The sequence below is a fragment of the Cycloclasticus sp. genome, assembly GCA_040743155.1.
Classification (GTDB): Bacteria; Pseudomonadota; Gammaproteobacteria; order Methylococcales; family Cycloclasticaceae; genus Cycloclasticus.
Map to the genome: position 1 here is coordinate 1,531,512 of JBFLJU010000001.1, position 25,038 is coordinate 1,556,549.

Annotated in this window: 14 protein-coding genes and 1 riboswitch; of the genes, 6 read left to right on the top strand and 8 right to left on the bottom strand. The window is 45.0% G+C overall.

Annotation, left to right across the window (positions count from 1 at the left end; translation table 11 throughout):
* Positions 1-21: 21 nt before the first annotated feature.
* The gene (locus AB1Y31_07305) at positions 22-4,329 is read right to left on the bottom strand and encodes a hypothetical protein (protein MEW4982972.1); all 4,308 of its coding nucleotides are present in this window, start codon (positions 4,327-4,329) and stop codon (positions 22-24) included.
* Positions 4,330-5,317: 988 nt separating this feature from the next.
* Between AB1Y31_07305 and AB1Y31_07310 the strand changes: the two genes are divergently transcribed.
* Both AB1Y31_07310 and AB1Y31_07315 read left to right on the top strand, forming a co-directional pair.
* Positions 5,318-6,844, top strand: coding sequence for a DUF4041 domain-containing protein (locus AB1Y31_07310; GenBank protein MEW4982973.1), 1,527 nt, complete (start codon positions 5,318-5,320; stop codon positions 6,842-6,844).
* Between the two features lie 37 nt (positions 6,845-6,881).
* Positions 6,882-7,685, top strand: a complete 804-nt coding sequence (locus AB1Y31_07315; protein ID MEW4982974.1) for a hypothetical protein — start codon at positions 6,882-6,884, stop codon at positions 7,683-7,685.
* Here the strand turns inward: AB1Y31_07315 and AB1Y31_07320 are convergent.
* The 3 genes from AB1Y31_07320 to AB1Y31_07330 all read right to left on the bottom strand — a co-directional run bounded on the left by AB1Y31_07320 (position 7,665) and on the right by AB1Y31_07330 (position 10,335).
* On the bottom strand, positions 7,665-7,967 hold the full coding sequence (locus AB1Y31_07320; GenBank protein MEW4982975.1) for a site-specific DNA-methyltransferase: 303 nt from the start codon (positions 7,965-7,967) through the stop codon (positions 7,665-7,667). The two genes, AB1Y31_07315 and AB1Y31_07320, sit on opposite strands and share 21 nt — an antisense overlap.
* A 326-nt stretch (positions 7,968-8,293) precedes the next feature.
* Positions 8,294-9,190: a HAMP domain-containing sensor histidine kinase gene (locus AB1Y31_07325; protein MEW4982976.1), complete on the bottom strand. Its 897-nt coding sequence runs from the start codon at positions 9,188-9,190 to the stop codon at positions 8,294-8,296.
* Positions 9,190-10,335: an FIST N-terminal domain-containing protein gene (locus AB1Y31_07330; GenBank protein ID MEW4982977.1), complete on the bottom strand. Its 1,146-nt coding sequence runs from the start codon at positions 10,333-10,335 to the stop codon at positions 9,190-9,192. Before AB1Y31_07330 ends, AB1Y31_07325 begins: the two co-directional genes overlap by 1 nt.
* A 335-nt stretch (positions 10,336-10,670) precedes the next feature.
* Here AB1Y31_07330 and AB1Y31_07335 point away from each other — a divergent pair, with 335 nt between their 5' ends.
* Entirely contained in the window at positions 10,671-13,415 is a 2,745-nt protein-coding gene (locus AB1Y31_07335) for an EAL domain-containing protein (GenBank protein MEW4982978.1), read from the top strand.
* Between the two features lie 149 nt (positions 13,416-13,564).
* Positions 13,565-14,692 carry a fused response regulator/phosphatase gene (locus tag AB1Y31_07340; GenBank protein ID MEW4982979.1) on the top strand — a complete coding sequence of 376 codons (1,128 nt, stop codon included), beginning with the start codon at positions 13,565-13,567 and terminating at the stop codon, positions 14,690-14,692.
* 206 nt (positions 14,693-14,898) lie between these two features.
* On the opposite strand, the gene AB1Y31_07345 is transcribed toward AB1Y31_07340, so the two are convergent.
* Positions 14,899-15,891, bottom strand: a complete 993-nt coding sequence (locus tag AB1Y31_07345) for a diguanylate cyclase (protein ID MEW4982980.1) — start codon at positions 15,889-15,891, stop codon at positions 14,899-14,901.
* A 757-nt stretch (positions 15,892-16,648) separates the two neighbouring features.
* A riboswitch (cyclic di-GMP riboswitch) is annotated at positions 16,649-16,727 on the top strand.
* Positions 16,728-16,787: 60 nt separating this feature from the next.
* Between AB1Y31_07345 and AB1Y31_07350 the strand changes: the two genes are divergently transcribed.
* Positions 16,788-19,199 (top strand): Ig-like domain-containing protein, encoded by a 2,412-nt coding sequence (locus tag AB1Y31_07350; protein MEW4982981.1) that lies wholly within the window; start codon positions 16,788-16,790, stop codon positions 19,197-19,199.
* 157 nt (positions 19,200-19,356) lie between these two features.
* Here AB1Y31_07350 and AB1Y31_07355 read toward each other — a convergent pair whose 3' ends face one another.
* Positions 19,357-19,719, bottom strand: coding sequence for a cupin domain-containing protein (locus tag AB1Y31_07355; GenBank protein MEW4982982.1), 363 nt, complete (start codon positions 19,717-19,719; stop codon positions 19,357-19,359).
* A gap of 193 nt (positions 19,720-19,912) precedes the next feature.
* Entirely contained in the window at positions 19,913-22,003 is a 2,091-nt protein-coding gene (locus tag AB1Y31_07360) for a hypothetical protein (GenBank protein MEW4982983.1), read from the bottom strand.
* Positions 22,004-22,600: 597 nt separating this feature from the next.
* On the opposite strand from AB1Y31_07360, the gene AB1Y31_07365 reads away from it, so the two are divergent.
* Positions 22,601-23,368, top strand: coding sequence for a DsbA family protein (locus AB1Y31_07365; GenBank protein ID MEW4982984.1), 768 nt, complete (start codon positions 22,601-22,603; stop codon positions 23,366-23,368).
* 65 nt (positions 23,369-23,433) lie between these two features.
* Here AB1Y31_07365 and AB1Y31_07370 read toward each other — a convergent pair whose 3' ends face one another.
* Complete coding sequence (locus AB1Y31_07370; protein MEW4982985.1) at positions 23,434-24,858, bottom strand: sigma 54-interacting transcriptional regulator; 1,425 nt, start codon at positions 24,856-24,858, stop codon at positions 23,434-23,436.
* Positions 24,859-25,038 lie beyond the last annotated feature (180 nt).

Below are 25,038 nucleotides of genomic sequence, written 5' to 3' on the forward strand. Positions count from 1 at the left end.
GTCAATAACTGTACGAAAGAATTAAGTCGCAGACTTGTGCTTCCTCATAGTTAGGTCAATGACAACCACTTTTATCTCCTCAACACCTTGGAATTCAGCAGCAATCGTCTGCCAATAACATTCCAAGGCTTCCGCTAGCCCATTTAACCCAACCTTGCGTTTATTGATCATCCAAGTTTTGTCTTGGTTTTTCCCCTGCCATACCAACAGCATCACGCCGCACCTCGCGCTTTCTTCTCGTAAATAATCGCCCGCCAACTGATTGCGCAACCGCTCGCAAAGATTTGGACCAGACCACCCTTTGTCAAGCAACTTTAGTTCGATAGGTACCGGTGAGTGTACGCGTGTATTTTGCATCCAAATATCCATGCGCTGACTATTGGCAAGTTCTGGTTCTTGTGCAGTCGTGTATTGACCGCGACACTTCATGTTAAGCCAACCAGCTACCAAGGTACGCACCTCGTTTTCACAACCGGCACGCTTCCAAGTCTTCCAAGGGCTATCGTTTCCTCGCTCCAGCCAGTACTTCAAATCTAGTAGACGATTTATCGTAAGGTCAAAAAGCTGATGATGTGTTGCGGGAGTGATTGTTTGCGCCTTATCAAAGTCACTGACCTGCTCAGCCGTCCAAGGCTCCAGATTGCCATCTTCTTCCGCTCGCTTATAGGCCTGCCTGGACATCCAAGGGCGATAATCGGGGTCAGGGTGGTCATTAATGAGTTGCTTGATGACTGAATAGCTCTCTTTCCCCGGAATTTCCGATAGAAGGTTAAATAGCCTGTTGCGCGCATCCTGTGCATCATCGCGCAGCTCTGGGGAATACATGCCTCCACCTGCACGGTTGATGTCCTCTTTTGCCCGAATATAACGGTGCATCAGGAGATATAGCGATTTCAGGTGCTCAGCTCTGCGGAAACCACCAGTATAAGGGCCACCATCATTCACGTGCCTACCTTCCATCAGCGTTGTAATGAAGATTTGGGCAGCGCGCTCTGCAACATCTCTATCAAGACATGACAACCACTTTTCGACTTCTGGAATACCAGTTAGCGGCTCGCAATCGACGCGAAGCGCGTACCACCATGCAATAATGTCCGAGTCACTTGTCTGCTCCATCTGTCGGCTAGCCAACACCGCCAGCCTTGCTGGGGCGGTTCCTCCATTGACCAATATGCGCAGGCAATAGTATCGGTTGGTATTGATACGTGTGGGGTTGGACCTCAACCACTCCATTATCACAAGAGCCATGGATGCATGCAGCCAAGGCGCATGGTAAACCAAATCGTGCAAAATATAGTTCATCGGCTCGTCCGGAGCAGTGTTATCAAGCTCCCAAAGTAGTTCCTTAATCACAGCCTCTTCAACCAAGGTTGTAAATACCTGATGCATACGCTCAAACCAACATGGAAACCCATTAAGCTCCCATGTGACATAGCGTAAAGCATGACATACCTGTGCTTCGTTCAGATTACCTAGAAAATCAGAGTGCTCATTTGCTTCTATTTCAAGACCAGCTATTGCGAATATCATTGAATACGGTGTGGTGTTATCTCTTTTAACTCCTTCAGATTGTAGGGTCGGAACATAATTATGCCAATGAGTTACGGCAGCATCACGATACGCGTAAGCGATATCATCACCGAAGTCAGGGATAAGAGCTCGCCAATCCGCGTACTTAGAGCGGCCTGTTGCCGAATTTCTGTCCTGCAATTCAATCATCAGCCAATAATGATCCTTAGTAAATTCGGCTGACTCCAGTTTTGGTGGATTGCGAACGCGACCCGGATTAGAGCGTAACCCCGCTATCCAGGTGTCGCGAGCTTGGTTTCCTCGCTCTTCCTCCTTATCCCGCTTTCGTTTATATTCTGCGTGTTCTTCTTCATATTTTCGCATCATCTCTGACACTGGCGGATTGCACAAAACCTCCAACTGGTCTCGCAAGACAGAATCATTGGTCACGGCATCTTGCAAGCTTGTTAGAATATTTGCTGGTTTGTCGGCTTGCATATAAACCCTATGTGCCGTACTAAGTGCGACCAATCTGTCATCATGCAGTTGGCGGGAACTCATGTAGTCGAACAACCTAGGTAGGCTCGTCGTGTCGAAGGCCCAATAGTGGCCTAGCCATGAAACTGACCAATCATCGGCCATCGGTTCACCTGATTTCGCTACCTTTTTAGCAGCTCGCGCCTGTTCGATGCTGGCCCAATAAAGCTGGTCATTTAGTTCTGGCCAACCGGGGACGAGTGTCTGTAAATCTCCCTTGTAATCGCAGTAATCACTGTAATCACTGCCAGACAAATGGCGCAAAGCAGGCACCTTCAACAAAATGGACAAGGACGTCACCCCGAGCGCCACAGTGCTTCGAGCTTTGACCAGTCTTTCTACCGCATGCGTAGCGGGATTAAGTAACCATGCGTATTTCTTTGAAACATAACATTCTCGACGTTCCACATATGGTGGCATGTTGAGATAGCTGTTCAGTCCGTCGAGCAGTTGGGCGATTTCCTCTTGATTACTACCAACAGGCAAGCGCTCGACAAATGCATGAAGCGAACGACCGAGACCGCTAGCTTTGTATCGTTCGTAAGGTGGCAATTTACCCAGTGATATCAACAGCCTTTCGACACTGTGGCTATCAGGCTCCTCTGCTTCAACCAATTCCTCGAGCAATTCTCGCGGAATTTGGGCATCGATTTCATTAAGCCTTTGCCACAAGCTTTGTTTCTGCTCAACAGACCCACAAGTCATCACAGCGCGTGCCGATGCTCTTCGGGCATATATCCCTCGCGAACTATCTTCCGCAATGGCAACTAAAGGAGCTACGCAGCTTGCAATTTCTCCCTGCCAGACCAACCTGCCAAGAAAGAAGATAGCATCGTCATTGTCACCGTATTCGTTGATAAGCTGTTGCGTGTCTTCCGCTAGGTCTGGATTCGCTATTCGCGCAATTGAGCTGTTGTCTCGTGCAGAACGGTCATCTTCGTCCGAAACGATTCGACGAACGATGTCTACCAAAACCCTCTTCCTTTCTAACAAAGGCAGTCGGGATGGATCGCCACCTTCGACTGCAATTTCTGGATGAATTTCCAGTGCCCTGCTACGAATTCCCTCATCAAACAAGATAAGCCATGGCAAGACAGGTCGAAGTAAGGGAGTAACAATTTTTTGTCCATATTGCTCACGGAAGAATAAAGCTTCGACCGTATAGGGACTGTTGCCCAACTTCAGTAACCCGCCAAACCACTCAGCAGCAAGCAGTTCACGCACACCCCGATGTCGAAATCGCACTCCGCCATAAATGATGTCGTTAAAAATTCCGCGTTCTAGTAGTGCACGAACATCCTTTGGATCCCAGTCAGCGAGGACGGTTTCTGCCTCAATACCCGGTTTGACCGATGCTACATCGGGTACATTGAGACCAGCCTGACCAGTCAACACAACGGCGGCGGCCAAACGACGAGCACCTTCTCGTGCCTGTTCAAGGTTTAGAGGTTGACGCTGGGCTCGGTCACTATTGTGAGCATCGCGCAACCGCGCGTCGATGTTGTGGCGAAACAGTTCCAGACGACTGCCAAGAGCTTTGTCCTCTGCCCATTTAGCAAGAATACCTTCGAGGTCAAATGGGCGCTCCGCTAGACTCCAAAGGTTGGTACGTGCAATTTCAAGTAACAGATAATCAATATCCTTCGCTTCACGAGTCACGCAAAAGCGCCGAATCCTTTCTTCATCCAAGTGGCGCATGGTGCAAATGGTGAGCGAACTTTTCGGTTTTGCTTGCTTAACTTCTTCACTACCCTCATCCTCCAGAGCAGCGAGGAATAGGATATCATCCAATAGTCTTCGATCTTCCCTCGGACGCCATGCGTAGGGTCGACTTGAGATATAGATATGCGCTCTGTGTGCACCTATTGATATGTCTTTAGCAAAGCGGCGTAGTGCTTTTTCGAAAGCTCTCGGACTTTCAAGCCGTGCCTCATCGACTGAATCTAGAAAAAACCATGCTTCCTCTGTCGATTGCAACCACGTCTGGAATTGGGCTTCCTCGCCTATCTCAAACGCCTCATAAAAGTCAGCCTCAATATCCTCAATGCGAATAAAGAAAGCTGGCTTCCCTTGGCTCGCCAATACACTTGCGCGCTGCCGCAATTCCTCGGTCTTGCCTGCGCCTGCTTCAGCCAAAATGACGCAACGAAATTCGTGGTCCATATCACCCCAAACCTTAGGATTGGCAACGCCCCAAACCGAGAGGATTTCATCGCTTTCGACCTCTTCTTGGCTTTTGGGGACAGGTGAAAATTGTCGATCTAATGGGACGTAGTTTTCCATTTCTATTCACATTCTCACATGTGCAATTGCATAATTAAAAGGCAGCATAATAGGCAATCATTTTCGCCCACACTTAATTAAGTATATACCAACATACTCACACTCTGAGTTTACTTAAGTAAACCTGAGCTCCGAAACCTAACAGGTTTTAACCTTACTAATTCGGCAGGCTACCTGCTTCTTCCCAACTGCGAAAGCTCAACACCTATAATCCTTCTTTGTAGCAAAACCCATGGGAACTTTTGTCTTAGAATTGTGAACATACAAAAAGTTCTGGATAGGCTTTTCGATAATCTACATAACAGAAAAGGCCTAAACGATAATTCGAACTTCGGACAAATGAGTTATATCTTTGATGTAATTGAAATAAAAACTTATGATTAGGCGGGGGCAACTATGGGGGCAACTTAGTTTTCTACAAAAGACAATCCCTTTATTTATATGCCTTGAAACCTGTAGTTGGATTGACGCCGTCCCACCAATAAGTAAACCCTATCACTTTAGTGATGGGGTTTTTTATTGATTGTCGAAAATATAAAAAACCAAGTGGTGCAGTATTCCACAACTCGTATGTCGTGTTGGGCTTTTCAAGCCCAACACGACACATACAATATTTTATTGCCCATCATGCGTTTGATCTAGTTTGCTGGGGTTCATACTTCAGCCCAACCTAACCTTCTTTTAAATTAAGAACCATCACCAACGAACTCAAACGAGGGTGATGGATGTACGCAGATTGGAAGATCGGAAGGAGCATTGCTGGTAAAACCGGTGAAGCGAAACTCCCCACACACATCCACCATAAAATTCAGGCATAAAAAACACGATGGAAACACGCTTTTTGCTCAATACTCATTCGCAGGGTCTCAAGCCTGTTCACTTGATTTTGACAGTAAGATTATAGGCTAATGACTGTATTGTACTTTGCCAAATAAAAGTTATAGAGTGATAACGAACAGAGCTTAACGCTATTTAAGGAAAATTATTCATGGAAGAATCAAGAAATATTGGCACGATTATATTTTTAGTTGTTTTATTTGCTCCTTATATTTATTTATGGATTTTAAAAAAGAGACTGAAAGAACGAAATGAAAAAATAAAGTCCCTTAAGTTATGGCTACAAAAAGCTACAACAGATACCGATAACCTAGAAAAAAAGTACAAGCCAATCATCGATGCCGAGTCTCACATCGCAAAAATAATGGCTGAGTCTAAAATGCTCGAGGCGAAAGCCGAGCAAGAAATAGCCAACATAACAGCCGATACCAAACAAATAAATTCAGCCGCAAGAAACAAGCTTGCAGAGGCAAAAGAAAAAGCAATCTCTATAAAAGAAGAAGCGCATATAAAGGGACAAAGGGTCATAGAGTACGCAAGAAAAGAAGCCGTTGAGATAGCGGGAGATGCATTTGAAGCAAAAGAGAAAGCCGACTCATACGCAGCCGCTATTAAAGCAATGAAAAACACGATTAATGGCTACAACGACGACTACATTGTCCCTAACCATTCTGTTTTAGACGATTTAGCAGAAGAATACAGCTTCAAAGAAGCAGGCCGTGAGTTAAAAGAATCCCGAGCATTAGTAAAAAGCACAGTAAAAAATAACCATGCTGGAACCTGTGATTATGCCGAGCAAAACCGAAAAACATACGCTATTCACTTTGCTGTTGATGCATTCAATGGAAAAGTAGACACCGCATTAGCTAAAGTTAAACACGACAACTATGGAAAAATAAAACAAGAGATTATTGACGCATACTCACTGGTTAATCATAACGGTACCGCTTTCAGAAACGCTCGAATAAACCAATCTTATCTTGATATGAGGCTTAATGAATTGAAATGGGCTGTAGCCACACACGAACTAAGACAAATAGAAATGGCCGAACAAAGAGAGATAAAACAACAAATTCGAGAAGAAGAAAAAGCTCAACGAGAAATGACAAAGGCAATTAAAGAAGCCGCCAAAGAAGAAAAAATAATCCAAGAAGCTTTAGAGAAAGCAAGAGCCGAGCTGTCACATGCAAACGCTCAAGAAAGAGACGCTTTTCAAAGCAAACTTACAGAACTAGAAAACCAATTAGAGGAAGCCGAAAAAAGAGGTCAACGAGCTATGTCATTGGCACAACAAACTAAACGTGGCCATGTATATGTTATTAGCAATATAGGAAGTTTTGGCGAAGACGTATTTAAAATAGGAATGACAAGGCGGCTAGAACCACTTGATAGGGTAAAAGAACTTGGTGATGCATCTGTGCCTTTTTCGTTTGACGTTCATGCCATGCTATACAGTGAAAACGCTCCTGCATTAGAGAAGCAATTGCATAGATTTTTTTCTGAAAACAGCGTTAATAAAATAAATCCAAGAAAAGAATTTTTCAGGGTAGCGTTGCCTTTAATTAAACAAGCTGTAACGGAGCAAGACATAACCGACGTGCACTGGACAATGAAAGCCGAAGCTGCTGAATTTAGAGAATCACTAGCAATTTCTAATAGCAATAAAATTGTGGCTTAACATTAAAAGACATGAAGCTACCAAAGCATTACACAAAATGACTGAATCAAAATTTAGCGGCCTCGTAAAGGTAATAGCAATATTTGTCGTCCTTTGCGTGTGCGGCGTCATTTTTATTTATATGTATCAGTTCTCAATAAGCAAAGGCTATGGCCTTGGTGGAACAACCGCGTTTGGTGAATTTGGTGATTACATAGGCGGCATACTTAATCCAATACTCGGTTTTGCCACCGTCATACTCCTGATCTTTTCCATTCACATACAAATGAAAGAACTAGGCGATAGCACAAAGGCATTACAGGCCAGCCAAGCAGCTATGGAGGCACAAGTAGAAACAAGCAAAAACGAGCTAAACTTAATAAAAGCCGGTCAATTAGCACAGCAAAAAGCACTGAAAGACGACCTATACCTTAGCCAACTAAACGAAAATGCCGAACGGATTATAAAAACATTTGATGAATTAATTAACCATGACTACCTGAACTTTAATCACATCCAATATAGCCTGTACGACCTGCTCTATAATGTCACGCACCTCGATAAATCCACCATTGAGCACAATCTAGCAAGAATCAAAGTACTAATGGAATCCAGCCCGGCAGAACACATTGATAAAGTCAAAAAAATCCAACTGAACTCAATAAAGAACAATATGAACCTGCTCCTGATGATCTTTCAAGAATTAAAACCAAAGCTGGCCAGTACTATTTTACAAAAAGCTTGGGAAGAGCGCTTATTATCAAGAGCACAAGACTGTTTCGGCTTAATGATTTATAGCGAAAGTGAATTAAACCTCACCATGGAAATGATTAAATCCCCATCAACAGCCGCCCCCGTCTAACCTCCCAACCGCCAACTCAAATTCAGCCTCACCCATTTCACAACCAATAAACGTGCGGCCAGTAGATCGGCAAACCAGCGCGGTTGATCCGCTACCCACAAAACCATCAAAAACAACATCACCCGGTAACAAACTGGTTTTAATAATATGCTCCATTAAATCCAGCGGTTTTTCACAGGGGTGCTTGCCCTCATACCATCGCACCGTGTCAAAATCCCACACATTCGTATAGGGCACATGCTTAGTTACGTTAAGTACCCCCGTACTTTCTTGATGGATTATATTCCGCTCGAAGAAACAACTGGGGCCAGAGTAACCTTCACCTTAGATTTTCCTATTTCTTTGACGTAACACGTTTAGCTGTTATTCTTTCAACTTACATCGTGAACTCTTCACCCCTTCGAAACCAAACCTTGATTGGAGCCGCTAAAGTCGTTAACGTAACTATCATCTCCCATGAATAATCGAGGTTAAAAGTCGAGGGTTAAGCCGTTTTCAGCACTTTCGTTTGGTGATACTTCCTCAGTTGATCAATTGATTCAATCACCGGTAAATTCAACCACTTAACGAGCGCGTCGAAAAAGTTATCAAGGCTACTTTGCCGCAAACTATAAGGGCCTGCTACTTAGGGGTAACTTAATACCGAATGTGGTGCCTTTTCCAACTTCGCTTCGCACCTCTACCGTGCCATTCATAAGTTCAACAAGCTGTTTGGTTAGCATGAGACCAAGACCGGTGCCTTCGACATTAGAATACTCCTTACCCAGACGGCGAAATGGTTTAAAGAGGTCTTTGAATTGTTCAGTACAGATACCATGGCCTGTGTCCGTCACCTCAATACAAAGATACGATTGATCGACTATGTGACTTTTAACGATGATTTCGCCGGCATCTTTGTTGTATTTAACTGCGTTGCTCAAAAGATTTAACATGACCTGCTTGAAGCGAGTTCGGTCTGCATAAATGCATACCGTTGACTGTTCATTGTGCTTGATACAGATACCCCGCTCCATCGCTTGTTTACCGATCAGCATCATGCATTCTCGAATAACAGGGTCTACCTCTACCGCGGTTAGCACGAGCTCCATTTCTCCTGCTTCGACTTTAGACAAGTCCAGAATTTCGTTAATAAGTTCCATCAGGTGGTCACTGGCTTTAACAATTTCACCTACATTTTCCTTTTGAGAAACACTCAAACCTTCATCTAGGCTCAATAATTCACCGAAGCCTATAATCGCATTCATTGGGGTGCGTAACTCATGGCTCATACTGGAAAGGAATTGAGTTTTAGCTAAACCCGTTGCTTCTGCATGAGTACGGCCAATCTTCTGAAGGTTCACCTCTTCCTTTAAAACGATATTTCGCTCAAATACAGAATAGGCATCACCACTGTTGCGGATAGTCTTCTTAACCCGTTCCTTCAGCGAGCTAATAATTTTGATCTGTTTCTCGTGCTTTATTTCAAGCTCTTCTATTCGAGCGTGTAGCTTTTCTCTCAACGACATCAGCGACCTTTACCAATCACAACACCTGTCAGTGTCTGGTTCACATGATTGGCGTTGAATTGTTCACCGAAGGTGCTGAAACCGAGAAAATTAATCTCTTTGAGCAATCTTTCCACCGGCTTTTGTACATCAAGCGCCTTCATTTCAAGCCGTCTCCACAGACAGTCAAAGCCCAGTGCCAACTCAATAGTATCCCCCTGAAATTCTTTTTTTAACCTACTTATTCCCAGCCGTAAGCTATCAACAAAATCAAGGGGTTTCGCAAGGGTCAACGGTAGCCCATTATCAATTGCACATATAAAAGCTAGGCTGCCATCCTCATTCGCCCGTTTAATCGCACGCACGAACCACTCATTGCCCATTTCTATCATCAAAGGGTGTTGTGAAAAGACACTTTGATCTAGTTGCTTAACGTTCAGCCCCAGTAGGTTGGCGTACGCTTCAGCGGCCGGTTCACCGTCAATCTCATAAACGGTACGCGTTAATGGGTCAGCCCGAGTAATAACCATATCCATGCCAGTTGGCTCAAAATGCTGAAACTTGAGCGTATGAAACCGCACTTTAGTTTCAATCAAAGCAAAGGCTGCTGCATTAGAATAAAAACCATCTCCGGTATAAACATGTGTCTTTTCAAACTTCAAGCTATCACCAGCTGAACCACCGACAATGGAGACGCCTCTCAAGGCGTGATAAAGCGGCCCAACAATTTGCTCTTCCAACATTGATAAGCCATCAATGAGACTTAACCCAAACATTTTCTCGCTATCCAGTTGATCCGAAAATTCCAGCTTACCTTCCAGTTCAGCGGCAATACATTGGGCTTGCTCTTCGTCAAATTCATTCAACGACGGGATAGCCACGGTATGGAATCGAAACACTTCACTCGAGAAGCTAGCACCTACCATGCCGCCCTTCTGATACCTTGTGCCTATCTCACCCGCGCTAGTACAACCAATCACCGGACAAGAAAACCGACCTTTCAGCCCATCCGCCAGTTTTTTTAGATCATAGTCGGCAGAGCAAAAAAACACGACCCCTGCCATATCCTGCTGTTCTACATCCCTTGCAAAGGCCTCAACAGCCAACTTTTCATCTGCAAGAGTCACCTCTGCTCGTTTCACATACCCAAGTTCTGAGCTCCCCATCTCTACCTCTACTAATAAATGAATGATACAAACCTTTTTAGCTAATAAATTAAATAAGATTTATTCATTAGCTATCCCTTTTTATTATTGTTTTCTAGTTTTACCATTCCTTAGTATTGTCAAAAAGGTTAACACCTAAAATTCTTAGCATTAACCACTTTAGTCACTTTATAGCTCGTTAGTTTATGGCTCCCTGCTTCAAGTAGTCTAGACTGGTCTAACAACCCACAGTAAGGCAAAGAACGCATCTTAATTACGGTAAAAGTAACGAGCAAACTTATGTTGATAACACCAATTGAACGACTTACATTTACTGCGATAGTAAGCTGCACGAAATGAATGATATTCAAACGCCGCAGACAGAAACCTTACCGAACCTAGCCGTTTCCGTAATACCTCGTTCTACCGTTAAGCAGCATAAAATTAGAAAAATATTACTGACCGGCGATGATGTTGATCAAAGGTCTTTGCTGGAAATAACTCTTAAACATCATGGCTATCAGGTTCACGCAACCGATGGCACAGAAAAAGCGTCAGCAGCTCTTAAAAAATTTCAACCTGACCTGTTTATTGTCGACATCATTACCCCCAACGATCCCAATGCAGGTTTTGATACAGTTAAATCACTGAAAAATAACGGTGAATTAACCTGCCCAATGGTGTTTATAACCAGTGAACATGACTTCCTATCAAAGCTGAAAACCATCCGTTCAAAAGGCGATACCTTTATTACAAAGCCTGTTAATACGTTGGAGCTGACTAACTGTATTGAGCGTTTAAATATAGTACATCACCCCGAATCATACCCCGTTCTTATCTTAGAGGACGACGCCGCCCTCGCTAACTTTTATGAATTCATAGCGCAAAATGTCGGCATACATTTGCTTCAACCGACGAACGAGTTGTTTGATCTCAATCGAGCAGATACTGACATTATTGATTTAAAACAGCCACCCGAACTAGCGCAAACGTTAGTGGACGATAGGGTTCTCCCCATAGCTGACGCCAAGACTGATGTTCAAACGAAGCGCATCTTAGTCGTTGAAGACCATCGCCCCAATCAATTACTGATTGAACGTCAACTCGCTCACCTCGGCTTTGATTTGAAGATTGCTAAAGATGGTGAACAAGGTTTACAAATGTGGCGAGATAAACAGTTCGACCTCATCATGACAGATTGCTTGATGCCCGTGATGGACGGGTATGACATGACTCAGGCAATACGCCTTGAAGAAAAAAAAGGCGGCGCACGCATTCCCATTATTGCTATTACCGCCAATGCGATGCCCAGTGATGTGGACAAATGCCTTGCCGTTGGCATGTCGGCGGTCATCACCAAGCCCACTTCTATCTCTAAGTTATCAAAGGTTTTGGATGAATGGTGCCCTCCCTTTGATACCGAAAAAGCAAACTCAGCAACGCCTGTTAAATCAGAATCATCACCTGATAAACAGAACAGCAATAAGCAGGATATCAACTTTTCTGTTATTTCAGCCTATATAGGCGATGACATCACTGCGCACAAAGAATTAATATCTGCCTTCTTGGAGTCCGCACCGGCGAATATTGAAACGCTAATAGCGGCAATAGAAACGCAATCTTGGGACGACATTATTCAGGAGAGTCATAAACTTAAGTCCACCTCAAAATCTGTTGGTGCCATTAAGTTAGCCGAGCATGTGCTGCAAATTGAATGTGCGGGAAAAGAAAGAGATATAGACGCCGCCTTACAACAAAGCCAGCCTATAAGAAAGCTACTGAGTGAGTACATAAAAGCTTTTAAACAACATTTCGACGAGAAAGATAATTCGGTTGAGCAAACATCCATCGTTAACGATACGTACTTCAACAGTCTCAAACTCTGTTTAATCGATGACGATGAGGTAGTACTGACGCACCTTTCTTCCCTACTAAAATCGTTTGGTATCAGTCAGGTAGATACGGCAAAGTCAGCAGAAAACGTGTTAACGAGATTGGATAATGCACACCTTAACGTAGATATCATGGTGATTGACATCAATATGCCGGATGTCGATGGTATTGCCTTCTTAAGGCATCTAGCTGAACGTCAGTTCAGTGGAGGAATTATCATTATCAGCGGAGAAGATAAGAAAATTCTAAAAACAGTTGCAAGCTTGGTGGAAAACCATCAATTAAACCTACTGGCTGCGCTTGAAAAACCGGTACAAGCTAAAGAACTTAAAAACGCACTCAATAATTTCAAGTATTTATCTGATAGCGATGAAACAAACGCTAAGAACGATGAGATAACCGCAGAAGATTTACTCGCGGCCCTAAACAATGAAGAAATAGTGCCCCACTTCCAACCACAAGTGAACGCTAAAACCGGAGAATTAGTCGGCGTTGAAGCGTTGGCAAGGTGGTTTAGCCCCGAGTTTGGCTTCGTATCACCCGGTCAATTTATCCCGCTCGCAGAAGAACATGGACTGATCAAAAAGCTGACCGAATCAATCTATCTGCAATCGCTCACACAGGTCGCTCAATGGAAAAAAGCGGGGTTACAAACAAGGGTATCGGTAAACTTTTCAATGAAAACACTGGATGATGTTGAGCTGACAGAAGAGCTTCAACATATTGCTGAAGACTGTGACCTTCAGCCTTCGCAGGTTGTTATCGAGTTAACGGAAAGCGCCTTGGAAGGCAATATCTCTATCGTTATGGAAATTTTAAGCCGCCTTCGTCTGTATGGGTTCGGGCTATCCATTGATGACTTTGGCACGGGTTACGCCACACTGGAGCAATTGCAAAGACTCCCCTTTGGTGAAATGAAACTTGACCTGGGTTACGTCAGTAAAGCCACAAAAGAATTAGAAGCAAGGGTCATCTTAGAATCAAGTATTTTGCTCGCCAAACGGCTGGACTTGGAAACAGTCGCAGAAGGCGTTGAAGATGAGGAAACACTCAACCTGTTATTAGAATTAGGGGCCGATGTAATACAGGGATACCATATCAGCAGACCGATGAAAGGGTCTGAGCTATTAACATGGTATGAAAAGTGGAAAAAAGGCAATAGCTTAAACAGCACGCCCCTTCAACAGCCCGAGGACGGGCACAAATAATTGACTTTTTACAACATGCCAAACTACTAATTAATAAGACTGCACATTAAAAACAGCGATGCTATTCACGCTCAGAAAAATGAGCAATATATTAGCCAGTTAGATGTTAATAATCATACAAATGGAACAAGGAAAAGAGGGAAATCAACATGACGTCATCATTAAAAACCATTCTCATTATTGATGATGAGCAGGTCAATATAACGCTACTGAACTTAGCCTTACAACATGACTACCGTCTATTAAGCGCATTAAACGCTTCAGCTGCACTTGAACACCTAGAAAATTCGGCCGTTGACCTTATCTTGCTTGATATTATTATGCCAGAGGTGAATGGCTATGAGCTATGCACAATCATTAAAGCTAATCCACAAACAGCAGACATCCCGATCATTTTCTCGACGGCAAAAGATGATGTCGATGATGAAGCTAAAGGACTCGAATTAGGTGCCGTTGACTACCTAACTAAACCTATCCATAAACCCATATTACTAGCACGCGTAAAAACACATCTCAGTTTGCGTGATGCACTTCAAACGGTTATTGAGCAAAACGACTTATTAAGAAATGAAAGAGAAACTGTAGAAAATATTATTTTGCGAATGAGAACAGCTGAAAATTTTTATTCTGAAGGCATTCGACAAATCATCCTCCCACTAGAGTCAACAAATGGTGATATTTTCCTTTCCACTTTGGCCACTGATGATAAAACTCAATACATGCTAATGGGAGATTTCACAGGCCATGGTCTACCCGCCGCTGTGGGCGGACCTTTGATATCCCATATTTTCTACGAGGCAGCCGCCAATGGAGAAAGCCTAGAAAGCATTATTAAGCGCATCAACCATGCCTTATGGGAAAAACTACCTGCAGGAATATTTATGGCCTGCGCATTTATAGCTTATCAAAGAGAAACATCTGAGCTGAAAGTATATAACTTTGGCTTCCCTGAATTATTTTATTATAGAAACAACAGGCTTTTATCACGTATCTGCTCAAAAGAAACGATGTTAGGCGTGCTTGAAATAATTCCCATCGACACAGCTAATGAGCCCATGCCCATCATCAGCGGAGACAAAATTTATTCCTTTTCAGACGGCCTATTTGAAACCGTCTCTGAGGCCGGAGAAGCATATGGCATGAAACGACTTGAGTCTTTGCTATCATTAATTCAGGACACTAATCGCCCGCTCGAAGATGCGGTAGATGAGCTCACTGTTTATGCCGGTAAAAATGGGTTTGCTGATGATGTTTTTCTAATGGAATTGAGCTTGTAACTACAGACGGTGACTTTAATTAAGACAACAACCCATTAGGAATTAGCCAGTTATAGAGAGCAGCGTAATGGTTAATTCGAATAAAAGACATCAATTTAACTAAGGGATGGTGATCGACAACGCGATTCAAAATCACGCCCAGTTTACAATGAAACTTAATACAAACCACCCGACAACAATCAACAACGTTTTACATTTAATAGCCTCTACATCGAATTAACTTGATTTCGCCCGAAATTTTTCGAGGTATATAGTGCTTCGTCTACTCGCTTAATAAATGCTTTCAAGTCATCTTTATCTAATAACTGCGTCACACCAAAACTTGCGGTAACAGAAAACTCTTTAATACCAGGCTGAGAACTTATTAACTCACGAAGTTTCTCAGCAAGTAAAACTGCTTTGCTCACGCTTGTATTTGGTAATAACACCACAAACTCATCCCCACCCCATCTAGCAGCAATATCCACTTCCCTAATGTTATTCAACACTAAGTCGCCAACTTTAGTTAAAACCAAATCACCTGACGCATGCCCGTAAGTATCGTTAACTGGCTTAAAATTATCCAGATCGAAAGCAATTAAGGATAACGGTTCATTAAAGCGCCTTGACCTTGCTTTTTCTTCTGTCATCTTTTTGTCGAAAAAATACCGACTTGATAACAATGTAAGTGCATCAGTATTTACCAACCTTTCGACCTCAAGCATCTTCTGCCTAAGCTCCTCATTTACTTGATTGAGCTCATCTGTCCGTACATCAATGAGCGCTTGTAGAGATAATTTTTCCAGTTTGTTTTTCTCTTCGAGTAATTTTTCAGTATTTATGTCACGGTGAGCGCCGATCATTCTAGCCACCGTATTGTCTTCATTCCATTCAACTACTAGCGCTTTATCTTCTACCCAAACGTAGTCATCGCTGGAGGTTCGACAACGGTACTGGATTTTATAAGCATCAGATTTATGGGTAATATAACGATCAAAGTGCTCCATTACACGAGCATAATCATCTGGGTGTATGATATTCTCCCAAGTGAACACCGTGTTTGCAAAAGAATTCAGGTCATAGCCAAGCATCAAGTACCAAGCAGGGTTTCGATAAACATAGCCGCTATTAGCGTCCCAATCCCATATGCCATCACTGACAATCTCTAAAACAGCAGACTGAGATTCTTTCGTTAATTTTGGTAGCAAAGGTTCTTTCATATAAGCCTCTTATATAGAGCCTACATTGATAATAGCCTGTTTTTGTATATATGCTCGCCGATATTCAAGATATGGATCAAGAAATGACTCTGAGCACATAAATAAAACAAGGCCCAAACAGGACTGACGTTCAAAAGCTCATAAAAGTACCCACTCATCAATATTTGCTTAAATAAATGATAGCAAGGGGCTGCAGATAAAAGAGTTCGTTCCCCTACTCCCGCGACCATTTGGGTATCTTGGAAAGACTTAAAATATCAGGTCATCTCTTTTCCATGCCACCTAGTCCCTTTCATTGAACATTGAAAATTAAACAAGAGTTCTGACCTAATTCAAAAACCACACTTGCCAAGCTTACCATTTCGCCTCATTACCAATGAATTGAGACATAGTTCACAAATAATTAAGCCTCCTCGCCTAAACTTTATTTCATTAGTCATTACCAACGGATCGCAACACAACACTGTTATGTTTTTCACCACTCAAAATATTAGCTTGAAATATCAAAAACTTATGTTAGTATGTGCGCCAGCTACCTTGGCGGTCATAACAATAATTTCAAAGTTGTACGCCAGATTAGTTAGTTTCAGTACCAAAATAAGTCGAACAATAAATAATAATTCAAAGAATAAAGGGGCCGAACATGCAAGTAAATAATTACCTGCTAACTGCTGCGCGCGCGCAGTATTTTTTTAACCACAACCTTGGAGGCTGTGCCTACTCGCACACCCGTCGATTAAAAATTAGAAAGATCTCATCCCGATAATAGCAAACCCCGAGTAATCGAGGGACGCAAAGCCACGGACCCGCCTACAGCGGGCTGCCAGACTGCCGAAGGAGAGAAAACGACCTTCCATTAGCATGGGGATCTTTCATCAACCGAGATGAGGATATCTATGCAACATATCAATTTTACACACGCTAAATTCAACAACCGTTTTTGTTTCGCCACTGAATCAAGAACTTCAGCCCAAACACAGCTAGGACAAGCGTCCAAACGCCGCGTTAACGGCATCCTTTTTACCTTGCTTATTTTCATGCTTGGGCTTGCGTCAATGTCCAGCCCAGCACTGGCCAACAACGATAACGCACTTACTCAGGCCGAAGCACTGACCCATTCATTGGTCGGACTCAATAAGGCCTATCAACACGCGGCAGCCAATGCCCAAGCCAATGCGCTAGACGAACTACTCAGCGTCGCCGCCGAACGCCACGCTCTGCTCTCCAGCCTGATTGAGGAAGATCCCGGCGCCGTACTGCGGGTCGCTATACCCGCTCAGGTTCGTGCCGGTATGCCTGATGAAGTTTCCAGCTTTATCGAGCAACGGCTAGAACTCGAAGGCGAACTAGAAGTTTTATATGAGGACTACACAGACGGCAGCCATCGCCTGCGTCACTCCCTCAAGGCTGACGATGAACTTATCTCGCTATATTTCAAAACCAATCCAGCTGGTCTACTCAGCGGTAATTCGGTGATTGCGCACGGAATCTATCTCGCAGGTGCTGATGGCACAGACGGCTCTATAGCACTGGAATCTAGCGAAAATATTTTAATGCTAGCCGCCGGCGGCGGATCCGATGGAGGCAGTAACGGCGGCACACCGGCACCGACGCCCAATACCCTCGGCGAACAGCACACTGTCGTTTTACTGGTTAATTTCCAGGACGACCCCAACAACATGCCGTGGACAGTGGACGAAGTACGTGACCTAGTGTTCGGCACTGTCAACGATTTCTACATCGAAAACTCCTACCAGCAAACCTCGCTCACTGGTGATGTCCATAACTGGGTTACGCTTCCCGTGGGGAGCAACACCTGTAGCACCACGACGATACAAAACGAGGCCGATACAGCAGCTAGCAACCAAGGTATAGACATTTCTGCTTATAATCGCATCGTCTACATTTATCCCCGCTACAACTGTTTTTATGCCGGCAAAGCCACCGTGGGCGGCACCCCATCACGCGCCTTCATCGCGGGATATTTAAACTTGAAAATCATTGGCCACGAGCTAGGACACAACTTTGGCCTGATGCATTCTCACGGCATGAACTGCACCGGAACTGTGGTCGGCTCTGGATGCCCATGGCTCGATTATGGCGACAGCTTAGACATCATGGGTAGCGTGGCTCTGCATATCAACAGCTTCCAAAAACAACTACTGGGTTGGTTGGATTACGACGTATCACCACCGATCACAACAATTAATACAGGCGGTAGCTACCAGATCGCACCTTATACAACAGGCGGTAATGCCCCGCTTGCTCTACGGATTGCACGCGACCCCGATCCAACGACTGGTCAGCAACGTTGGTTCTATCTTGAATACAGGCAAGCACTCGGCTTCGACAGCCCTATCGGAAGTTCATCCCAGCTTGATCAGGGTAATATACTGAACGGCGTGGTATTCCACTTAGGCACAGAAGGTGACAGATCTAGCAGCTTCCTGCTGGATATGACCCCCGACAGCAACCCAACGGGTTCATTTGAAGATCTTTATGACCCAGCACTAACCATTGGGCAGAGCTACACCGACCCGGTAACGGGTGTTACGATAAAGACCGATTGGTCGGATGGCAGCGGCGCCACGGTGCTCGTAAACTTTGACTCAGAAAGTTGCCTACGCGCTAACCCAAGCATTGCACTATCGCCAGCCGAAGGCCCCTGGGTTGAACCAGGAATGCCCGTTACTTATACCGTGACGGTTACCAACAACGATGGAGGTTCCTGCGCCGACGCCAGCTTCGATAGCACGGCCAGCGTACCAACCGGCTGGACAGCAAACTTTGCCGATTCCACCTTAATTCTCGCACCTGGCGCTAGCGTTACAAGCAACCTGACTGTTACTTCATCAAACAGCGCAGCCGATGGCTTCTACAACGTTGACATCAGTACCAGCAATAGCGCCGCTAACTATAGCGATTCGGCCATTGCCACCTACGTAGTCAGTGCAGACACCGGTGGCACACCGGCCAATAACGCACCGGTGGCAGTCAACGACAGCGCCACCCTGCTACAGGTAGAACCCGTGGTGATTAACGTGCTCAACAACGACTGGGACCCAGACAATGACAGCATCTGGATTGAAACTTTATCTCAGGGCACTAAAGGCACAGTCGCTATTAATAACGACGGCAGCCTGACCTATATTCCCGGCCGGCGCTTCAAGAACAACGACAGCTTCACGTATGCCATTAGTGACGGTATCGCAATAACAACCGCAACCGTCACCATTGCATTACAGAAGTCTTCCGATGGCGGGGGCGGCAAAGGCGGTGGTAAAGGCGGCGGCAAAGGCGGTAAGTAGTCTCTCAAAGACCATACCAATCACAGGCCCTACTCATTCCCAGTAGGGCCTTTTTTTATTAAGGCCCTTTAGAAGGATCAAGCACCATGATTCTGTAGAGTAAATTAGAAACTTTTCTTTACTGTAAAACTGCGTCGACAGGCAACCAGCAATGACCTTACTTTTCAGTTAGGTAGAAAACCAGAACCCGACTCGCTGTCTCCTTGTTTGGATTGCCAACACCCATCACGGTTCCAGGTGTAACATGAAATACCTCGCCGGTCTTTAACGTGCGCACGGTTTGCCCAACGTGTAACGTAACACTGCCTTCGAGCACGTAGATAATCTCGTGGCCGTCATGGTCGTGGACACCTGCATCCTCGTCAGGTGGTAATTCGATGCGTTGAATAAAGAATTTATAAGGATCGAGCAAACCGCGGAGCAACCCTTCAGTTTGACCATTATCAGCATGGGCTATTGGGACTGAAATCAATTGCATAACCACCAACAAGGCAACGGCAAATTCGCTCATTATCTTCATAAAAACCTCTTTCTCAAAAGGACGGGGCGGGGTAATTCTGATGTTCCATCATAATACTATTGCTTCCTTAGACCAACAGAGCCAACCTGCTAAAAAAAGAAAGGAACGATGGGGAAAGACCCATCGCTCCAAGTTATTGCCTTGTGTCTTTCAGCTTATGCCGTAAGGCACAAGGCGGGGTTGCCAATACTAACTAATCTTGGCAAATTTCATCTGCAGGACAAAGCGGACAAGTCGCAGTGTCCGAAATAATGTCCATGCCCTCACCACCGTTGGTGTTATCGTTGTCACCAAGTATGTCGTTGGAAAGCGCGCCCGTACCTTGAAGATACGCCGTATCTAAGAAGGCAGCACTACTTGCCACGTACTTGTCAGTCGTCGACAAACAAACACCTGCTTCCTCGTGGGGCAGACCATTACTTCTGCAATCCGCATCAACGTCGCAAGCCTCACCAACATCATCCGTTCCCTGACAAGTTGTAATAGTCCCTGTCGTGGGAGCCGAAGGCATATAAGCGGCTCTAAACGTTTTAATGTCACCAGGTAACAGTGTATCGCCTGAAGTGATACAAAAGTCCGTAGGACCCGAGCAGATTTGATCATCCGTCACCTTGACTGATTGCAACAATTCATTGCCATCATTTTCGATGGTAAATTCAACAATAGTCTCGACGACCAATGGACCCGAACCGGATTCAGCCATTAGACGCGTTTCAACGCAGTCTTTGGTGATTATCAAGCTACCCGCTGGGGCCAACCCGCAGGTATCAACACCACTTTGCATTACAGCCTGTTCCGTGATTCGTGAGCTATCAACCTCATCAGTGACATTAACACCGACAGTCACAATGTTGGCCAATTCTCGCGGCGTGTCGCAGGTAACCTCGATATTGAGCGTATCGCCTGCATCAATATATGGCACGGCTGCGCCGCCAAAAGTACCCACGTCATCGAGCTCGACATACGTTCCACTGGGCAAGTATTCGGGCGTAACACTCGTGCCCCCAATTGCCGTGATGAAACATTCTTCCAAATTGCCGGGGTTGTCGGCAAGTACATTCGTTCCTACATAGGTAATGTCTTCTCGAATTACAGGATCATGCAACGCGCCAAAGCCATCCGCCGTGATGCCTACATTGAATTGCACAACGAAGGTTGCGCCGTCATCATCAATGCGTGGATTCGTGTCCGCACAGCTTTCGCTAAAACCAACACCTACGCAATCACCGTTGTCGGTGCAAGAGCTACCGTCTTCACATTGCAATGCGACCGGATCAGCCAAGCAAGCCTTCGTAGCGTCTACACCACAAAGTGGAAAACCATCGCCACTGAAATCCTTAAGTTGCGCGGTCTCAGTTAATGGCGCACCTGAAGAGCGTGTTTCTGCCAAGAATGCAGAAAAACAAGGTGTGCTACCGAGCAACCGGGTAATGTTAACACCACCCTCGAAGAAAGCCTGTGCTTGGAAACTGGTATTGCCATCGTCGTCCAAATAAGGCCAACTCGGCGTTGCCGAACCACCATTGGTGACAGCACAAACATCGTCGGAACCGCCAGTACATTCAGCTGAACCAGGTGCGAAGAGAGTATTCAGTGTTCCGCCGTGTTTGCCGTCACCACCGGATCCAACCCATTCAAACACTTTAATCAGTGGTACCGTACCACCCTTTGCAACCTCCACCAACACGAGGATATCACCTGTATTCATTGGGTTACTGGGTACCTCACCAGCCTTATGGATGCCGCTAAAAACGCCGCCATTGGCTTTCTGCACATCATTCTGGAAAAACCAGAAACCCATCTGCGCAGTGCCGTCGGTTTTGAATCGATCGAGACCAAAATAGATAATCAGGTCGCCATCATCACAGCCATTAACCCCGAAGGTATAACCTGCCGGACAGGTATAAGCTGCGGCATATGCGTTGGTAATATCGTCCTTTGGTGGCGATGCGTCTGTGACAGTTTTATGCAACCAAACCGAACTGCTCACACCGCCCGTCGCGGTATCCCGCGTGTCTTTTGATCCACCACCGGTAAAGACATCATCCACACCATTCCGGTCTGGATTTATCCCAGTAAACTCGAATAGATTGGCATTACCACCACCACCATGCAGGGTATCCCAGTCATCGACTCCTTCAGTAGTTGTATTCCCTTCGAGTTCAAACAGACCTATATTATGCACCGCCCACACCGGTGTTGCGGCCATCCCTATACAAAGCAACAGCCCCAGCATAAAAGCCGAGGCCGTGCTAATAAATGAATTACTACATGACTTTTTCATGATATTTCTCCTTGCTGTTTTTTCTGCTATAGATTTGCCATCACCTATCAGACGACCAATAACAGAAAAGATCGCAAGGCATGGCTTTCCATTTCCATAGGTTTCTACGTTGACGTAGAGTCCCTGTGCGGATACTTGAAATACCTTGTTGCAATAGACAACCGCATTCAAAACACAATGCAACAAACTAAAGCGCCCGCACACTGTTCGCAGAGCACGGAGCATGCCAAACCTGTAACTCTTTGTTTTTTATTGGAAAATTGAATGACTAACCTAACAACTCATTGGCTAGCTGTAACAGTTGCAATACAGCTTTCATCAACAACTCAGCAAGCTATTGTTTTTAAGGAGAAAATTAACTGTTCAAATTTGTTTCAATTATGGACAGTTGTGCAGAACATACTCTCGTTGTGTGCCGTGCACTTTAATTAATTTATGGAGAAGAAAACTGGTTTGAATGCCCAACTCGGCTGGCTAGCCAAAACGCATTAATACTTTAAATGATCATTGACAGTGATGATTTTCTGTACCAATATCACTGGGTGCAGGGGGAGTTAATTAACAATTCAACGCATCAATGGAAGGGAGTGTCAGAAAATGAAACACTATTTCAATATTGCTGTATTAGGTTTACTCATCACATTCACGGCTTCTAATGAAGTACAGGCCATAAAAGAACCCGTTTCAACACAGTCCCAAATCGAGGCGCTGAAGGCGGGGCAGGCAGAAATTCGCAAAGATTTGGCAGACATTAAGAAACTGCTTCAGCCCAAAAAAAGAGCTCAACAAGTCAGCAATGTTAACCAAGTGCTAGATATTTCAGCAGCACCCTCCAAAGGAAATAAAACAGCGCCATTGACGATAGTTGAATTTGTCGATTACCAATGCCCTTACTGTGCAAAGCATTTCAAATCCGTTTTACCTTTGCTTATCAAAAATTATGTTGATACCGGCAAGGTACGTTATGTATTACGTGATTTCCCGCTATCCTTTCACAAAAACGCCACCGTGGCCGCATACGCTGCTCACTGTGCCGGCGATCAGGGTAAGTATTGGGAAATGCACGATATATTGTTCAAAAACCCGCGCGCGCTTGGCAAGAGCAAACTACCAGCGCATGCCAAAGCGATCGGCCTAGATACCGAAAAATTCAATGCCTGCCTATCGGGTAATAGCCACCAAGCACGCGTTAATGCCAATATGGGTGACGGGCGCAAACTGGGCGTAAAGGGAACCCCCAGCTTCGTCATTGGTTTCACCTTAGATAACGGCAACTCAGTCAAGGGCGAGAAGATGATTCGCGGAGCGGTTGGCTATAATGTTTTTCGCAAAACCGTGGAAGGGCTGCTGGCCACTAAGCAATAACCAGCAGCAAACACCTTAGTGCAATAAGCTGGCACAATATGGAATAGTGTCTAAGGCTCTTTTGCTCAGGTATGGATGCTGAATTTATCCATCATACGGTACAAAGTCGTACGTGAAATACCGAGTTCTCGCGCTGCATGCGACAAATTATTATGGGAATGCAGCAACGCTGTTTCAATCGCTCTTCTTTCGGCCTCGGCGCGAACAACTTCCAGCTTTGCCTGCGGCCGCAGGATCTCGTCAGCCACATCCAACCCAAGGTCACCCGGTGAAATAAAACGGCCTTCTGACATAACCATCGCTCGCCTAACCCGGTTAATCAGTTCCCGCACATTGCCAGGCCATGGATATGCCGTCATCGCTTGCAAGGCATGCTTTGCAAAACCTTTGATGCGACTGCCACTTTCTTCTGCAAATTTTTCCACCACAAAATTTGCCAATAACTCGATATCCGCTACCCGCTCTCGCAAGCTGGGAAGCTCCAATTGCAATACATTTAAACGGTAATATAAGTCTTCACGGAAATCGCCACGGTGTGCAGCCAAATCGAGATTGTCATGTGTCGCACAAATAACGCGTGCATCAACGTTTGTATGGCCATTACCCCCTAGACGTTCGATAACCTTTTCCTCGAGAAAACGCAGTAAATTAACCTGTAGCTCCAAGGGCATATCGCTGATCTCATCAAGGAAAATGGTGCCTCCAACGGCGGACTCAAGACGGCCAATATGACGTTGGCTTGCCCCAGTGAAAGCTCCTTTTTCATGGCCGAATAACTCTGACTGAATAAGACTAGCCGGTAATGCCGCGCAATTAACCGCAATAAAAGGTCCGTTGGAGCGGCGCGACAAACGGTGAATAGCGCGGGCGGTCAACTCCTTACCCGTGCCGCTCTCACCCGTCAATAGCACCGGCGCATCAGACTTTGCAACTTTATTTATCTGCCTGAACAGTGTATGCATTCGGGAGCTTTCACCCACCATACCCTGAAAAGCGGTGGTGAATTTTCGTTGCCCCATACATCGATGCAGGATACGTGACATGCCATCCGCATGGCCCAGCGTATCAAGTATACGTTTAGTATCATAAGGCGGTGTGAAAAAATCATAACAGTAGTCTGCGACCAAGGCACACACGTGGTCATTCATGCGCTGCCTATCTCTAAGAAGCCCAATCCAGACAATGTGCCAAAAGACATGCCCAGCAGACGTGACCACATTATAAATGTCATTAAGTGACTCACCGGACATATCGCTGCCAATGGATACTATACCGACATGGATCGTGTGACCGTCTCCCAGCGTGCTGGCCATTGCCGGGTTGTCGGCGGTGAAAACACCCCACTTAGCGGCGGCCAGTTCATCTTTCAGCTTGTTGTCAACGCTACCATCTGGCCAGTAGCAAAGCATATTCCTTTCGACTATCAGATTAGGCGCAATGTCGGAACAACGCTCTGGCTTCCATGACCCCCGCCTGTTGTTGGTGTGCATACTCTCTCCTTTTCCCTGTCTCTTCCATGTAACACTTATAGGACAGTCGAGCAATTCATGCAGAAATTAAGATGCCCCTTCATCAAAAGGGAATCTTAATTATTGTATTACTCAAAGTTATATGCTAAGAATGATACTCTTGTATCCAGCGATAATCTACCAAAAAGATGAAGGAGCTTT

Bases quoted from the DNA above. Each gene is read 5' to 3' on its own strand.
- AB1Y31_07305 (MEW4982972.1), bottom strand. From the start codon at position 4,329: ATGGAAAACTACGTCCCATTAGATCGACAATTTTCACCTGTCCCCAAA.
- AB1Y31_07310 (MEW4982973.1), top strand. From the start codon at position 5,318: ATGGAAGAATCAAGAAATATTGGCACGATTATATTTTTAGTTGTTTTA.
- AB1Y31_07315 (MEW4982974.1), top strand. From the start codon at position 6,882: ATGACTGAATCAAAATTTAGCGGCCTCGTAAAGGTAATAGCAATATTT.
- AB1Y31_07325 (MEW4982976.1), bottom strand. From the start codon at position 9,190: ATGTCGTTGAGAGAAAAGCTACACGCTCGAATAGAAGAGCTTGAAATA.
- AB1Y31_07330 (MEW4982977.1), bottom strand. From the start codon at position 10,335: ATGGGGAGCTCAGAACTTGGGTATGTGAAACGAGCAGAGGTGACTCTT.
- AB1Y31_07335 (MEW4982978.1), top strand. From the start codon at position 10,671: ATGAATGATATTCAAACGCCGCAGACAGAAACCTTACCGAACCTAGCC.
- AB1Y31_07340 (MEW4982979.1), top strand. From the start codon at position 13,565: ATGACGTCATCATTAAAAACCATTCTCATTATTGATGATGAGCAGGTC.
- AB1Y31_07345 (MEW4982980.1), bottom strand. From the start codon at position 15,891: ATGAAAGAACCTTTGCTACCAAAATTAACGAAAGAATCTCAGTCTGCT.
- AB1Y31_07350 (MEW4982981.1), top strand. From the start codon at position 16,788: ATGCAACATATCAATTTTACACACGCTAAATTCAACAACCGTTTTTGT.
- AB1Y31_07355 (MEW4982982.1), bottom strand. From the start codon at position 19,719: ATGAAGATAATGAGCGAATTTGCCGTTGCCTTGTTGGTGGTTATGCAA.
- AB1Y31_07360 (MEW4982983.1), bottom strand. From the start codon at position 22,003: ATGAAAAAGTCATGTAGTAATTCATTTATTAGCACGGCCTCGGCTTTT.
- AB1Y31_07365 (MEW4982984.1), top strand. From the start codon at position 22,601: ATGAAACACTATTTCAATATTGCTGTATTAGGTTTACTCATCACATTC.
- AB1Y31_07370 (MEW4982985.1), bottom strand. From the start codon at position 24,858: ATGCACACCAACAACAGGCGGGGGTCATGGAAGCCAGAGCGTTGTTCC.